This window comes from Robiginitalea sp. SC105 (genome assembly GCF_014243345.1).
GTDB lineage: Bacteria > Bacteroidota > Bacteroidia > Flavobacteriales > Flavobacteriaceae > Robiginitalea.
Genome location: NZ_JACLZF010000002.1, coordinates 111,180 through 124,826, shown reverse-complemented (window position 1 = coordinate 124,826; position 13,647 = coordinate 111,180). Strand labels below are relative to the sequence as shown.

The window sequence follows — 13,647 nt, the reverse complement described above, 5'->3', positions numbered from 1 at the left end:
GTGGGACTGATGCCAATCGGAACACAACGGAATATGCCCGGTACCACCCCTTATTTTTCGACCGATTTTACGCTGGGTATCCTCGGCGGAGGACAACTCGGTAAGATGCTCCTTTACCAGACCCGCAAGTGGGACATCGCCACCAAGGTGCTCGATCCGTCGGCCGCAGCCCCTGCGCGACTGGCCTGTAACACCTTCGTCGAGGGAGACCTCATGGACTATGATACGGTCATGGCCTTCGGACGGGATGTGGATGTGCTCACCATCGAGATCGAAAACGTGAATGTCTCCGCCCTGGAAGACCTGGAAGAACAGGGCGTGCGCGTCTACCCGCCACCCGGCATGCTCCGAACCATCCAGAACAAGGCCTCCCAGAAACTGTTCTATACCGACAAGGGTATCCCGACCGCCCCGTTCAACCGGTTTGCCTATACGAGCGAGATCCGCGACAGCCTCAGCAACGGCGGGCTTTCCTTCCCATTTGTGTGGAAAAGCGCGCGTTTCGGGTACGACGGCCAGGGGGTGAAGGTCGTCCGGGGTTCCAAAGACCTGGAAGGCCTGCCCAATGTGGAATGCATTGCAGAACACCTGGTGGATTTTACCACCGAGCTTGCGGTGATCGTGGCGCGAAACCCCGGCGGGGAGGTCACAACCTATCCGGTAGTGGAAATGGAATTCCACCCGGAGGCCAACCAGGTGGAATATGTCCTCTGCCCGGCACGGATACCGGATCACCTGGCGCAAAAAGCCCGGGAAACGGCGCTTAAAGCCGCATCGGCCTATGGGGCAGTGGGCCTGCTTGCCGTGGAGTTGTTCCTGACCCCGGAAGGGGACATCCTGGTCAACGAGGTCGCCCCCCGGCCACACAACAGCGGGCATTTCAGTCTGGAAGGCAGTTACACGGACCAGTTTGAACAGCACCTGAGGGCCATCCTGGACCTCCCCCTGGGCAAAACGGACAACAAAGTGGCCACGGTGATGGTGAACCTGGTAGGTGAAGAAGGCTACCGGGGACCTGTCCGCTATGACGGGATCGGGGATATCCTCGCGATGCCCGGGGTGAGCCCGCATATATATGGTAAAAGAGAAACCCGGCCGTTCCGGAAAATGGGCCATGTGACCATTGCGGATGCCTCCCTGGAAAAAGCGCGGGAAACCGCTGCCCTGGTCAAATCCCGGATCCGCGTGCAATCTAATACAGAAGAGAAATGAGTAAAGTAGCCATTGTCATGGGGAGTACCAGTGACCTGCCTGTCATGCAGGAGGCCATCGAGATCCTCAAGTCCTTTGAAGTCGATTTTGAGGTGGACATCGTGTCTGCCCACAGGACCCCCGGAAAACTCGCGGAATTTGCCAGCGGGGCCCACAAGAAAGGAATTTCGGTAATCATTGCCGGAGCCGGTGGCGCAGCCCACCTGCCCGGGATGGTAGCCGCCTATTCGCCCCTGCCGGTGATCGGGGTACCGGTCAGGAGTTCCAACTCAATCGACGGCTGGGATTCCGTACTTTCCATCCTGCAGATGCCCGGAGGGGTCCCGGTTGCCACGGTTGCCCTGAATGGCGCTAAGAATGCCGGCATCCTGGCTGCTCAGATCCTCGGCAGTGCCGACCCCGAACTTCAGGCCAGGATCTCGGGGTACAAGGAAAGCCTAAAGGAAAAGGTTTTGGATGGTGCCGGGGAGGTCCGCCGGAAGTTCAATTCCTGAAGTCCGGAATCGAACCCTAAGCTCCGGAACCCACCCAAGCCCAGAATCAACCGACGAAGTCCAGAATCAACCCACAAAGCCCCGAATCAGCCCCGGAATGGACCATGCGATCCATCCGATATCTAAATCATAATTCCCTATGAACGACAACCCCCTGTTGCAGCCCTTTGATGCGGCTCCCTTTGATGCCCTGAAAACAGATCAATTCAAACCTGCTTTCGAAAAAGCCCTGGCCGAGGCCCGGGCGGAAATCGATGCCATTGCTCAAAACCCGGAGCCCCCGGATTTCAAAAACACCATTGCGGCCCTGGATTATGCCGGCTACCGCCTGGATCGCATCAGCAGCATCTTCTTTAACCTGAATTCGGCCGAAACGAATAAGGAAATCCAGGCACTTGCACAGGAAATATCCCCCCTGCTTACCGAATTCAGCAACGATATTACCCTGAATCAGGGGCTTTTTGAACGGGTCCGGGAAGTATTTGAACAGCGGGAATCCCTGGAGCTTGACCCGGAATCGGCCACGCTGCTGGAAAAAAAATTCAGGCATTTCAGCCGGAACGGGGCACTGCTGGATGAAAAGGACAAAAAACGCCTCAGGGAAATCGACTCGGAGCTTTCCCGCCTGAAGCTCACGTTCGGGGAACACGTCCTGGAGGAAACCAACACCTACGAATTGCACCTTACCCGGGAAGAGGACCTGGAGGGCTTGCCGGAATCCCTCCGGGAAGCCGCGCGCATGAAGGCGGAATCCCGCGACAAGGAGGGCTGGGTCATCACCCTGGAATACCCCTCCTACCTCCCCTTTATGAAGTATGCCGCCAACCGCGGCCTGCGCAAGAAACTCTACCTGGCATTCGGGAGCAAGGGCTTTCACGGGGATGCGCTGGACAACCGGGAGATCGTCCTTAAAATAGCGAAACTCCGGTATCAGCGGGCCCGGTTGCTGGGTTACGACAGCCATGCCGACTTTGTGCTGGAGGAACGGATGGCGAAATCCCCCGGGGCCGTGCTGGAATTTCTCGAATCCCTTAGGGAAAAAGCGCTCCCGGCTGCAAAACGGGAACTGGAGGAACTCCGGGCCTATGCAGAACGCAGGGACGGTTTGCAGCACCTGGAGCCATGGGACAAAGCCTTCTACTCGGAAAAATTGAAGCAGGAAAAATTTGAGCTGGACGACGAGGTGCTCAAGCCCTATTTCCAGTTGGAAAAAGTCATCGACGGCGTATTCGAGGTGGCCGGGAGGCTTTATGGCATTTCCTTTGAGCCGGATGATTCCCTGCCGGTATACCACGAAGAAGTGCGCACCTACCGCGTTGTGGACGCCGACGGGAAACTGGTTGCCCTCTTCTACGCAGATTTCCACCCCCGGCCCGGAAAACGCGGCGGTGCCTGGATGACTTCCTACAAACCACAGTTCCGCAAGGGGGATACGGAGGAGCGGCCGCATATATCCATTGTTTGCAATTTTACGCGTCCAACCGCCAGCCAGCCGGCCCTGCTGACCTTTGACGAGGTGACCACCCTGTTCCACGAATTCGGCCATGCCCTGCACGGGATGCTCGCAGACACCAACTACCCCGGGCTATCGGGGACTTCCGTATACTGGGATTTTGTGGAGTTGCCCAGCCAGATCATGGAGAACTGGTGTTACCAGCCGGAAGCCCTTGCACTTTTCGCGCGGCATTACGAAACCGGGGAAATCCTTTCTGAGGAGCTCGTGGACAGGATCCGGGCCAGTGCAAATTTCCAGGAGGGGATTGCCACGGTCCGCCAGCTGAGCTTTGGTTTCCTGGATATGGCATGGCACGGGGGGGACCCGACGGGAATCTCAGATGTAAAGGCACATGAATCCGGGGCTTTCGCGTCCACACGACTGTTCCCTGAGCATGAGGATACCTGCATGAGCACGTCCTTTTCCCATATCTTCCAGGGGGGGTATGCCTCCGGGTATTACAGCTATAAGTGGGCTGAGGTCCTGGATGCAGATGCCTTTGCCTTTTTTGAGGATTCGGGGATCTTTGACCCGGAGGTAGCCGGACGTTTCCGGGAACATATCCTGTCGAGGGGAGGTACGGAGGACCCCATGGAACTCTATGTGCGTTTCCGGGGGAGGGAACCTCAAATCGACGCCCTCCTGAAAAGGGCCGGCCTGGTACCGGCAGTCCGGTGAGCCGGGTTCAGCCGCCTTTCCGATAGGCCTCGTACCCCCCGGTGAGGTCCGTTACTTGGGTGAAACCCAGTTCGCTCAGGCGCCCGGCAGCGCGGGCACTGCGACCCCCTTTCTGGCAATAGACGTATATGTGGGCATCCTTTGGGATGTCCGCCCAACGCGCGTTGAAGTCTTCGGCAAACCAATCGATATTCACGGCCCCGGGCAGGTGGCCCCCGGCGAATTCCCCCGGGGTGCGTACATCCACCAGTACCGCATCCCCGGGAAGTTCCGCAGCCCGGAATTCGGTGATGGGCATTTGTTGCAACTGGGCAGGGGCCTGAAGGGCGAAAAGGGAAAATAAAAGGAACAGGGTAGTTTTCATGGCAATCCGGCTTGTGGATCCAAGGTACCAATATTCTTCAAATTTCACTTATTTTTGAGTCCTATTTCGGCCGGATGACCCAGCATGCCCTACATCCTGAAACCTGGGTAGACCGCTATGCGGACTACCTGTTCAACTATGCGGTAGTACGGGTGAACGACGACGAACTCGCCAGGGACCTGGTACAGGAGACCTTTGTCGCCGGGCTGCAATCCGCCGTCAACTTCAAGGGGAATGCCGCAGAGCGCACCTGGCTGGTAGCCATACTGAAACGGAAGGTGATTGACCATTACCGGAAATCCAACACCTTCAAGGGTCAGGCAGAGGTAAAGATGCATTTCCCGTCCCAGTCGGACCAGGAAGGCGACTGGCTGGAACAAATGGCCGCGGACCCCGAAACCACCCGCGAAAATGACCCCCTGGAAAATGAAGAACTGGGGCTGGCCATCCGGGAATGCCTGGCCCGGCTGCCCGAAAAACAGGCCCTCGTATTCACCCTGAAAACCATCCGCGGGATGAGCACGGAAGATGTTTGTAAAGAATTGGATATTAACCCGTCTAATCTCTGGGTTATCGTACACAGGGCCAGGACGTCCCTGATGGGATGCCTCAACCAGACGTGGTTTAATTGATTGCATCATGATTACATGCGAGCAGGCGGTGACCATCTGCCATAAGAACCAATACCGGGAAGCCACCTTCATGGACCGGCTGCGCCTCTGGACGCACCTGGCCGTTTGCAGGCAATGCGCCCGGTTTTCCCGGAAAAACAGCCGGCTGACGGACCTGTGCAATCAGGCCTCCCTGCGGTCCCTTTCGGAAGCCGAGAAAGAAGCCATCCGGAAACGCCTGGACCAGGTTCGCGGTCAGGGCCCGGCAAACTGAGACCAGCCCAGGTACACAAGCAGGCAGGCAATCGGGATGCTTTCCACCCAGAAAGAAGCGTAGTAAGCGGGCTGGTCCTCCTTGCTCCCCGAAACGGCAAGGCCAGTGAGGATGGCGGCAACTCCCTTACTTACCCATTCCGCCAGGGCAGGGGCGTCTTTCAATCCAACCGCCAGTACAAAAAGCATTGCAGCGATCCAGGAGAGCCGACGCGTAAGGGGCAGGCCCAGGCGGCGCGGCAGGGTGCGCATCCCCGGGGGGTCGGTTTGCATGTCCCGGATTTCAAAAGGCAGCATCAACAGGCAGACCCAAAGGAACCTTTGCCCGCTTTCCACCCATAAGTCCCAACCCAGGGAGGCGCCTGGGCCCCAAACGGGGATCCAGACCGTGGCGGCTACCCATATAAGGGCCACCAGGGGAACCTTCAGCAGACCAAAACTCCTCAGGTTCCGGAAACCCGGCATGACCGGCAGCGCATAAAGCCCTGCCAGCAGGACGCATCCTGCGCTTAGCAACCAAAAGCGGAACCCGAGTTTTAACAGAAAACAGCCCCCGGCCAGGAGGCTCAGCAGGCTGATGGCGTATATAAGCCGGTAGCGGCCTCCCGGCCGGGGACGGTCCCTCCAGTGCTCCACCCCGTATTTGAGGAGGTTATACCCAGCTACGCTGCCAAAAAAAAGGGCCCCGTAATACGATGGGGCCACCTGAAAACCCGACAGCATTTCGGTATACAGCAAAAGGGAGATCAGGGCCGCGGACACGTGGAAACTCCCGTTTACGTAAAATCCCAAAACGGAGCGGAAAAAACGCATGAGGCAAAGGTATGCCAAAGTGTTCATAAGCCCGGGGAACGGTTAAAAACTTTCGGCCTGCCGGACAACCGCACGTGCGGTTATCCAGTAATTTATACCTAATTTTGTGTCCTTAAAAGTTGAATCGGACTTCCATGAAAACTGCGCAATTTGCCTCCCGTCATTTGGGCATCCGCCCGGGGGACCTCTCGTCCATGACCGAGCGGATCGGGGTGGAAAACCTCGAACAATTGATTTACGAAACCCTGCCGGACGGCATCAGGCTCAAAAGCCAGATGCAGCTGGACCCGCCTATGAGCGAATACGAATTCCTGCAGCACATCCACGAGCTGGGCCGGGAAAACCAGCTGCTGAAGAGCTATATCGGACTTGGCTACCACCCGACCATCACCCCTTCCGTCATCAAACGGAACATCCTGGAAAACCCGGGCTGGTACACTGCTTATACCCCCTATCAGGCCGAAATCGCCCAGGGACGCCTGGAAGCGCTGATCAATTTTCAGACCGTGATCAGCGACCTGACCGGTATGGAACTTGCCAACGCTTCGCTGCTGGATGAAAGCACCGCTGCGGCCGAAGCCATGACCATGATCTTCGAGCTGCGCAGCCGGGACCAGAAAAAAGCCGGTTGCAACCGATTTTTTGTGTCCGAAGGGGTGCTCCCCCAAACAATGGCCCTGCTGGAAACGCGGTCAGCTCCCCTCAAAATTGAGCTGGTCGTTGGCGACCCATCCGAAGCCGGCCTGGACGAATCCTATTTCGGGGTGCTCCTCCAGTACCCTGACGCCAACGGGGCAATCCGGGATTACAGCGAATTCGTTGCCCACGCGCATACCCTGGATATCAAGGTGGCTTTTGCCGCCGACCTGATGAGCCTCTGCCTGTTGGTACCCCCTGGGGAATTCGGGGCCGATGTGGTGGTTGGCAGCAGCCAGCGGTTCGGGGTTCCCCTGGGTTACGGGGGGCCGCACGCAGCTTTCTTTGCCACCCGGGAAGCCTACAAACGGCAAATTCCAGGGCGCATCATCGGGCTGAGCAAGGACATGGACGGGAAACCTGCCATGCGCATGGCCCTGCAAACCCGGGAACAGCACATTAAACGGGACAAGGCCACCTCCAATATCTGTACCGCCCAGGTCCTGCTGGCGGTCATGGCCGGGGCCTATGCGGTTTACCACGGCCCGGCGGGCCTCCGGGCCATTGCGGGACGCATCCATGCGGCCGCGGTATCCCTGGCGGAAGGCCTGGAGAAAATGGGGCTCACCCTGGTACATACCTCCTATTTTGATACGGTCACTGTGGCCGCAACCCCGGAGAAGGTTCGGCCCGTTGCCGAAGCAGCCGGCATCAACCTGAATTATTTTTCCGCCACTGCTGTATCCGTTTCCCTGAACGAAACCACGGGCCCGCAGGATGTTACAGAAATCCTGGGCGTATTTGCAAAAGCCCTTGGGGCAGACCCGGTAGCCTGTGAGGATTTCGGGGACGGGATGCGCATCCCGGAAGGCCTGCAACGGCAATCTGCTTACCTGCAGCAGGACGTATTCAACCGCTACCACTCAGAGACCGAGATGATGCGTTACCTGAAAAGGCTGGAACGCAAGGACCTATCACTCAACCAGTCCATGATTTCCCTGGGGTCCTGCACCATGAAATTAAATGCCGCCTCCGAAATGCTGCCGCTGAGTATGCCGGAATGGGGGAACCTGCACCCCTTTGTACCCATCGGGCAGGCAACCGGCTACCAGAAAATGCTCCGCAAACTGGAGGACTACCTGACCGAAATCACCGGCTTCGCGGCTACCTCCCTCCAGCCCAATTCCGGGGCACAGGGCGAGTACGCAGGCCTGATGGTGATCCGGGCCTATCACGAATCCAGGGGCGAAGGGCACCGCGATGTGTGCCTGATCCCGGCTTCCGCCCATGGTACCAACCCGGCATCGGCTGTCATGGCCGGCATGCAGGTGGTGGTTACCAAGACGGACGAAAAGGGGAATATCGACGTGGCCGACCTGGAGGAAAAGGTGTTGGCGCACAGCGATTCGCTGGCTGCCCTGATGGTAACCTACCCCTCGACCCACGGGGTGTTTGAGTCATCCATACGCCAGGTTACCCAACTGATCCACGATCACGGGGGGCAGGTGTATATGGACGGCGCCAACATGAATGCCCAGGTAGGGCTGACCAACCCGGCCACCATTGGCGCGGATGTCTGCCACCTGAACCTCCACAAGACCTTTGCCATCCCGCACGGCGGGGGCGGCCCGGGGGTGGGTCCTATTTGCGTGGCGCCCCAGCTGGTTGCGTTCCTTCCCAAAAACCCGCTGATCGAAACCGGCGGGGCCGAGGGGATCCCCGCCATCTCGGCAGCCCCCTGGGGAAGCGCCCTGGTATGCCTGATCTCCTATGCCTATATCCGGATGCTCGGGGCCGAGGGGCTCACCCAGGCCACCAAGGTTGCCATCCTGAACGCCAACTACATGAAAGAGCGCCTCAAGGAGGCGTATCCCATCCTCTATACCGGGGAGCTGGGACGGGCGGCACACGAGATGATCATCGACTGCCGGCCCTTCAAGAAACTGGGTGTGGAAGTGACCGATATCGCCAAAAGGCTGATCGATTACGGCTTCCACGCGCCCACGGTTTCCTTCCCGGTGGCCGGTACCATGATGATTGAACCGACGGAAAGCGAAAGCCTGGAAGAGCTGGACCGCTTCTGCGATGCCTTGTTGTCCATCCGACAGGAAATCGAAAATTCGGGGGCGGAACCCAACCCCCTCCTGAAAAATGCCCCGCACACCCTGGAGATGGTTACTGCAAACAGCTGGGACTACCCGTACAGCCGGGAGGAAGCCGCCTTCCCCCTGCCTTACGTCCGGGAAAACAAATTCTGGCCAAGTGTGCGCAGGGTGGACGACGCGTTCGGGGACCGGAACCTCATGTGCACCTGTGCCTCCATGGAAGCCTATGCGGAAACCGTCCAGTAAGATGTACACCCACTATCCCGAAAAACGGTATCGCCTGACGCTGGAGTTCCTGAAGAAACATATTGATACCGGGGAAACCATCCTGGACCTGGGGGTGGACAACCCCTTCGCAAAAATCATGCGCGACAATGGATATACCGTGGCCAATACCTCGGGGGAAGACCTGGACGACGACCTGGAGGCTATTGAAAACACGCAAGCCGGGGTGGTGGACGGCATTTGAGATCCTGGAACACCTGGTTGCTCCATACAACGTCCTGCGGGCCATCCCTGGTGATAAACTGCTTGCCAGCATCCCGCTGAAGCTCTGGTTTGTCAGTGCCTACCGCTCCCGGACGGATGCGCGCGACCGGCATTTCCACGAATTTGAAGCCTGGCAGTTCGACTGGCTGCTGGAAAAGTCCGGCTGGGAAATCAAGGACCGGCTGCAATGGGCCCACCCCGTGCGCAAATTTGGGGTCCGCCCGCTGCTCCGGCGGTTTACCCCCCGCTATTACCTGGTCTACGCAGAACGCACGGGCCAATAACCGGAAATCCCTGGAATTGACTGACGGATCGGATAAACGGCTTACAGTAATCATGCCCGCCCACAATGAAGCGGGGCAACTCGGTGCGTGCCTGGAATCCTTTGCCGAGCAGGAACGCCCCCCGGATATGCTGCTCATCGTGGATGACAACAGTACGGACCGGACCGGGGACATCGCTGCGGACTTCGCCTCCCGGTATCCCTGGATTCAGGCAATAAGGCGGGAATCGCCGGAGCAGGGGCACCAGCCCGGGGCCAAGGTGGTGGAATGCTTCAACTTTGGCCTGGAACAATTGCGTGAGCCCTATGATTATATCGGCAAATTCGATGCCGACATCCTCCTTCCCCCGGATTATTTCGAAAAAGTCCTGGAGGCCTTCGAACAGAACCCCGGCCTGGGGATTTGCGGCGGGCACCTGTACGTGGAAAGGAATGGGAAAATGGTCTATGAACCTATCTCAGGGCCCGAGCACGTAAGGGGCCCCATCAAACTCTACAGCGCGCCCTGCTTTCGCACCATTGGCGGCCTGCGCCCTTCCATTGGCTGGGATACAGCCGATACGCTCCTTGCCCGCTTCCACGGATATGGCGTAAAAACCCTCCCGGGCCTGCGGGTAAGGCACCTGCGGCCCACGGGTTTTGCTTACTCCGCCCGGAATGCCCGCCTCCAGGGCGAATCGCTCTACCAATTGCGTTATGGCATAGGCATCAGCCTGTTGTCTTCCCTGAAGATGGCCTGGAAACGAAGGAAACCCCTGCTCCCCTTTTACCACCTTGCCGGATACCTCCGCGCGGTTTTTTCCGGCAAAGGCCGGATGCTCACCCGGCAGGAAGGCGCCTTTGCCCGGCAGTGGAGGTGGCGGGAAATCCGCAGGAAACTACTTTAAGACTTCCGCAATCGGTTCCCCGGTGGTCCCGCTTGGAAAGGCAATCCCGAGCATGGCAGCAAGGGTGGGGGCAATATCCGGGATCTCGGTCCTGCGATAGAGCTGTCCGCGCGGGATCCCCTTCCCGTAAAAAATCAGGGGTACGTGGGTATCGTAGTTGTGGACCGTACCGTGGGTGGACCCCGTTGGGCTGTACTGGGCAAACCCGGGATCGTATACGATCAGCACGTCCCCGGACCGTTTCTGGTTGAAACCGTTTTGGAGGATAGCCGGGATCCCCTGTTTGTAGGATGCCCCACGCATCTGGGTGCCGGTGTACACCTGGTAAATACCCTCATAGCCCAATAATTCAGCAGCGAGTTGCGCCTCCACTTCCGAAGGGTCCAGTTCCAGGTTCCGGATCACATCCCGATCCAGGAATAACTGGGAGTTTGATGAGGCTTTGATGATCTCGGTGGTCCCGTAGGTATACCGGAGAAATTCCCCGAATTGCTTCTGTATCAAGGCATTGTCCGGGTATCCGGCACGGACACCGGCATCTGCCAGGTAGGCAGGTACGGGCACGGCCCCGTGATCGGAAGTCAGGAAGACGGTGTACTCCCCCTCCCCAACGCGGTCATCCAGTTCGTCCAGCAGGCGGGCCAGGTCGCGGTCCAGTCGGATATAGGTGTCCTGTACTTCCTTGGAATCCACCCCGAATTTATGGCCCACATAATCGGTGCTTGAAAAACTGATCGCCAAAAAATCCGTGATCAGGTCCGCACCCAGCTCTTCTTCTTTCAGGGCCTCCAGGGCAAAGTCCAGGGTCAGGCTGTTGCCAAAGGGCGTTATCCGCAACAGGTCGAATGCCCCGTTCCCGTCCCAGAGCGCAGGTAGGTCGTATGGGAATACCGGGGCCTCCTGCCCGGCAAAGGGGCTTTCGTAGGGCACATTGTCCAGGTTGCTTTCCACATAGGTCCGCAGGGGTTCTGCAGGTTCCCAGACCCGTTTGTAGGCTCCGGCGGCACCGGACGCGTTGAATTTGCGCACCCAATCGGGAAGCGCCTCCATATAGTACGAACTACTGATCCAGTTCCCGTCCTGCCCCCCTTCGAACCAATAGGCCGCATTGGCGGTAAAACCCCCGGGAAGCACGGCACCCCGGTCCTTCAGGGAAACTGCGACCACCTTGGAACGCATCTGGTGGTGCAGCCGGAGCTCGTCGGTAATGGTAGTCACCAGCAACCTGTGGGGCGAATTCATGCCGGCCCCGGATTCAGTCCCGACCGATTGCACCTGGCTGTCGCCCGCGCAATAGACATCTTCACCGGTTTCCTTGTCGTACCAGTTGTTCCCGATGATGCCGTGCACAGCAGGGGTTGCCCCGGTATACACCGAAGCGTGTCCCGGGCCGGTGCTGGTCGGGGCGTAGTTGAAGTGGTGGTTCCTGCAGAGGAAGCCGTCCCCGGCCAACCGCCGGAAACCATCCTCCCCGTAATGGTTCCAGAAGCGGGAAAGGTAGTCGAACCGCATCTGGTCTACCACGATACCCACGATGAGCTTCGGGGGCTGGTCAAAAACTTCTTCCCGTTGCTCCCCCCTGCGTTCCCGTATGGTAACCTGGGCAGCGAGATGACCGGCTGTCAACAGCAGTGCCAGCAGCATGAATCCCCTGCCCTTTATATAAAATGACTCCATTTGATCTGGTTTTACCGCCAAAAATAGGGATTACCTCCCTTTCTATTCCCGATCCGGATTCAAATCAACGTGAATATTGTTATTTTTACGACTCCTAAGCCCAGCGCTACCTATGAACTACCTGGCATCTATAGGGAGTTACGCAATCATGATTGTCGAGACTTTCAAAAAGCCCACCAAGTGGCCAATCATGCGATCCCTGATCCTGAAGGAAATCGATGAGCTGATCTATGGTTCCATGGGGATTATCATCTTTATTTCCTTTTTTATAGGTGGGGTGGTAGCCATACAGACGGCCCTGAATATCAGCAACCCGCTGATACCGAAAAACCTGATCGGCTTTGCGACACGACAGTCCGTAATCCTGGAGTTTGCCCCGACCTTTACTTCCATCATCATGGCGGGCAAGGTCGGATCCTATATTACCTCGAGCATCGGCACCATGCGGGTGACCGAGCAGATCGACGCCCTGGAGGTCATGGGGGTCAATGCCCTGAACTACCTGGTTTTCCCAAAGATCATCGCCATGTTCCTCTACCCCTTCGTGGTGGCTATCGCCATGTATATCGGTATCCTCGGCGGTTGGATTGCGGGGGTCTTCGGCGGCTTCAGCTCCAGTGCGGATTTCATCGAAGGCCTGCAGCTGGATTTCATACCGTTCCACGTGGTGTACTCCTTTGTCAAATCGGTGGTGTTTGCGTTTATCATCGCAACGATCCCGTCCTTCCACGGTTTCTATATGAAAGGGGGCGCCCTGGAGGTGGGCAAGGCTTCCACCGTTTCCTTTGTCTGGACCAGTGTGGTCATCATCGTGATGAATTATATCTTAACCCAATTACTCCTCGGCTGATGATCGAAGTTGAAAACCTGCGCAAAACGTTCGGAGACACCGAGGTGCTCAAGGGGATATCCACCACCTTCGAAAAGGGGAAGACCAACCTGATCATCGGCCAGAGCGGATCCGGGAAGACGGTATTCATGAAGTGCCTCCTCGGGCTGCTTACGCCTACGGATGGCACCATCCGCTATGAGGGCAAGGCCTATTCGGAAATGGCCCCGGAAGTCCGGCGCGACCTGAGGCAGGAGATGGGGATGGTGTTCCAGGGCAGTGCGCTCTTCGATTCCATGACCGTGGAAGGCAATGTCATGTTCCCCCTGGATATGTTTACGAAGAAATCCCGGGCCGAAATGCAGGAACGGGTGGATTTTGTGCTCCACCGCGTCAACCTGGTGGATGCGCATAAAAAATACCCCGCCGAGATTTCAGGGGGGATGCAGAAACGGGTCGCTATTGCCCGCGCCATCGTCATGAACCCCAAATACCTTTTTTGCGACGAGCCGAATTCCGGGCTGGACCCGAAGACCGCCATGCTCATCGACAACCTGATTCAGGAGATTACCGAGGAATACAACATCACCACGGTGATCAATACCCACGACATGAATTCGGTGATGGAGATCGGGGAAAAGATCGTATTCCTTAAAAACGGGATCAAGGAATGGGAGGGCACCAAAAAAGAGATTTTCCGCACGGATAACGAGGCCGTAACCAATTTTGTCTATTCCTCCGAACTCTTCAAGAAGGTACGGCAGATGTACCTGGAAGGAAAGAACTGATCCAGCCTTTCGG

General features: G+C 57.6%; 12 protein-coding genes and 1 pseudogene. 10 read left to right on the top strand and 3 right to left on the bottom strand.

All coding sequences use genetic code 11. The features are described from left to right. Positions 1-33: 33 nt before the first annotated feature. From purK to H7F20_RS09630, 3 genes are all read left to right on the top strand, one after another. Entirely contained in the window at positions 34-1,212 is a 1,179-nt protein-coding gene (gene purK / locus H7F20_RS09640; RefSeq protein WP_185785978.1) for a 5-(carboxyamino)imidazole ribonucleotide synthase, read from the top strand. Continuing rightward, positions 1,209-1,706: a 5-(carboxyamino)imidazole ribonucleotide mutase gene (gene purE, locus H7F20_RS09635; protein ID WP_185785977.1), complete on the top strand. Its 498-nt coding sequence runs from the start codon at positions 1,209-1,211 to the stop codon at positions 1,704-1,706. Before purK ends, purE begins: the two co-directional genes overlap by 4 nt. 139 nt (positions 1,707-1,845) lie before the next feature. Next, the gene (locus H7F20_RS09630) at positions 1,846-3,879 is read left to right on the top strand and encodes a M3 family metallopeptidase (RefSeq protein WP_185785976.1); all 2,034 of its coding nucleotides are present in this window, start codon (positions 1,846-1,848) and stop codon (positions 3,877-3,879) included. A gap of 7 nt (positions 3,880-3,886) precedes the next feature. Here the strand turns inward: H7F20_RS09630 and H7F20_RS09625 are convergent, their stop codons facing one another. Then, positions 3,887-4,243: a rhodanese-like domain-containing protein gene (locus tag H7F20_RS09625; protein WP_185785975.1), complete on the bottom strand. Its 357-nt coding sequence runs from the start codon at positions 4,241-4,243 to the stop codon at positions 3,887-3,889. A 74-nt stretch (positions 4,244-4,317) separates the two neighbouring features. Here H7F20_RS09625 and H7F20_RS09620 point away from each other — a divergent pair, with 74 nt between their 5' ends. Both H7F20_RS09620 and H7F20_RS09615 read left to right on the top strand, forming a co-directional pair. Further along, positions 4,318-4,875: a sigma-70 family RNA polymerase sigma factor gene (locus tag H7F20_RS09620; protein WP_185785974.1), complete on the top strand. Its 558-nt coding sequence runs from the start codon at positions 4,318-4,320 to the stop codon at positions 4,873-4,875. 7 nt (positions 4,876-4,882) lie between these two features. Then, positions 4,883-5,128, top strand: coding sequence for a hypothetical protein (locus H7F20_RS09615; RefSeq protein ID WP_185785973.1), 246 nt, complete (start codon positions 4,883-4,885; stop codon positions 5,126-5,128). Here H7F20_RS09615 and H7F20_RS09610 read toward each other — a convergent pair. Beyond that, on the bottom strand, positions 5,110-5,940 hold the full coding sequence (locus tag H7F20_RS09610; RefSeq protein ID WP_185785972.1) for a hypothetical protein: 831 nt from the start codon (positions 5,938-5,940) through the stop codon (positions 5,110-5,112). The two genes, H7F20_RS09615 and H7F20_RS09610, sit on opposite strands and share 19 nt — an antisense overlap. A gap of 134 nt (positions 5,941-6,074) precedes the next feature. On the opposite strand from H7F20_RS09610, the gene gcvP reads away from it, so the two are divergent. From gcvP to H7F20_RS09595, 3 genes and pseudogenes are all read left to right on the top strand, one after another. Next, positions 6,075-8,927, top strand: coding sequence for an aminomethyl-transferring glycine dehydrogenase (gene gcvP, locus H7F20_RS09605; RefSeq protein ID WP_185785971.1), 2,853 nt, complete (start codon positions 6,075-6,077; stop codon positions 8,925-8,927). A gap of 1 nt (position 8,928) precedes the next feature. Next, positions 8,929-9,454: pseudogene (locus tag H7F20_RS09600) on the top strand (methyltransferase). Continuing rightward, on the top strand, positions 9,381-10,340 hold the full coding sequence (locus H7F20_RS09595; RefSeq protein WP_255444054.1) for a glycosyltransferase family 2 protein: 960 nt from the start codon (positions 9,381-9,383) through the stop codon (positions 10,338-10,340). The pseudogene H7F20_RS09600 and the gene H7F20_RS09595 overlap by 74 nt, the downstream one beginning before the upstream one ends. On the opposite strand, the gene pafA is transcribed toward H7F20_RS09595, so the two are convergent. Further along, positions 10,332-12,017, bottom strand: a complete 1,686-nt coding sequence (pafA, locus tag H7F20_RS09590; RefSeq protein ID WP_255444053.1) for an alkaline phosphatase PafA — start codon at positions 12,015-12,017, stop codon at positions 10,332-10,334. The two genes, H7F20_RS09595 and pafA, sit on opposite strands and share 9 nt — an antisense overlap. Before the next feature lie 112 nt (positions 12,018-12,129). On the opposite strand from pafA, the gene H7F20_RS09585 reads away from it, so the two are divergent. Beyond that, on the top strand, positions 12,130-12,867 hold the full coding sequence (locus H7F20_RS09585; protein WP_185785969.1) for an ABC transporter permease: 738 nt from the start codon (positions 12,130-12,132) through the stop codon (positions 12,865-12,867). Beyond that, positions 12,867-13,634 (top strand): ABC transporter ATP-binding protein, encoded by a 768-nt coding sequence (locus H7F20_RS09580; RefSeq protein ID WP_185785968.1) that lies wholly within the window; start codon positions 12,867-12,869, stop codon positions 13,632-13,634. The genes H7F20_RS09585 and H7F20_RS09580 overlap by 1 nt, the downstream gene beginning before the upstream one ends. The last annotated feature ends 13 nt before the right edge of the window (positions 13,635-13,647 follow it).

Bases quoted from the DNA above. Each gene is read 5' to 3' on its own strand.
- purK (WP_185785978.1), top strand. From the start codon at position 34: ATGCCCGGTACCACCCCTTATTTTTCGACCGATTTTACGCTGGGTATC.
- purE (WP_185785977.1), top strand. From the start codon at position 1,209: ATGAGTAAAGTAGCCATTGTCATGGGGAGTACCAGTGACCTGCCTGTC.
- H7F20_RS09630 (WP_185785976.1), top strand. From the start codon at position 1,846: ATGAACGACAACCCCCTGTTGCAGCCCTTTGATGCGGCTCCCTTTGAT.
- H7F20_RS09625 (WP_185785975.1), bottom strand. From the start codon at position 4,243: ATGAAAACTACCCTGTTCCTTTTATTTTCCCTTTTCGCCCTTCAGGCC.
- H7F20_RS09620 (WP_185785974.1), top strand. From the start codon at position 4,318: ATGACCCAGCATGCCCTACATCCTGAAACCTGGGTAGACCGCTATGCG.
- H7F20_RS09615 (WP_185785973.1), top strand. From the start codon at position 4,883: ATGATTACATGCGAGCAGGCGGTGACCATCTGCCATAAGAACCAATAC.
- H7F20_RS09610 (WP_185785972.1), bottom strand. From the start codon at position 5,940: ATGCGTTTTTTCCGCTCCGTTTTGGGATTTTACGTAAACGGGAGTTTC.
- gcvP (WP_185785971.1), top strand. From the start codon at position 6,075: ATGAAAACTGCGCAATTTGCCTCCCGTCATTTGGGCATCCGCCCGGGG.
- pafA (WP_255444053.1), bottom strand. From the start codon at position 12,017: ATGGAGTCATTTTATATAAAGGGCAGGGGATTCATGCTGCTGGCACTG.
- H7F20_RS09585 (WP_185785969.1), top strand. From the start codon at position 12,130: ATGAACTACCTGGCATCTATAGGGAGTTACGCAATCATGATTGTCGAG.
- H7F20_RS09580 (WP_185785968.1), top strand. From the start codon at position 12,867: ATGATCGAAGTTGAAAACCTGCGCAAAACGTTCGGAGACACCGAGGTG.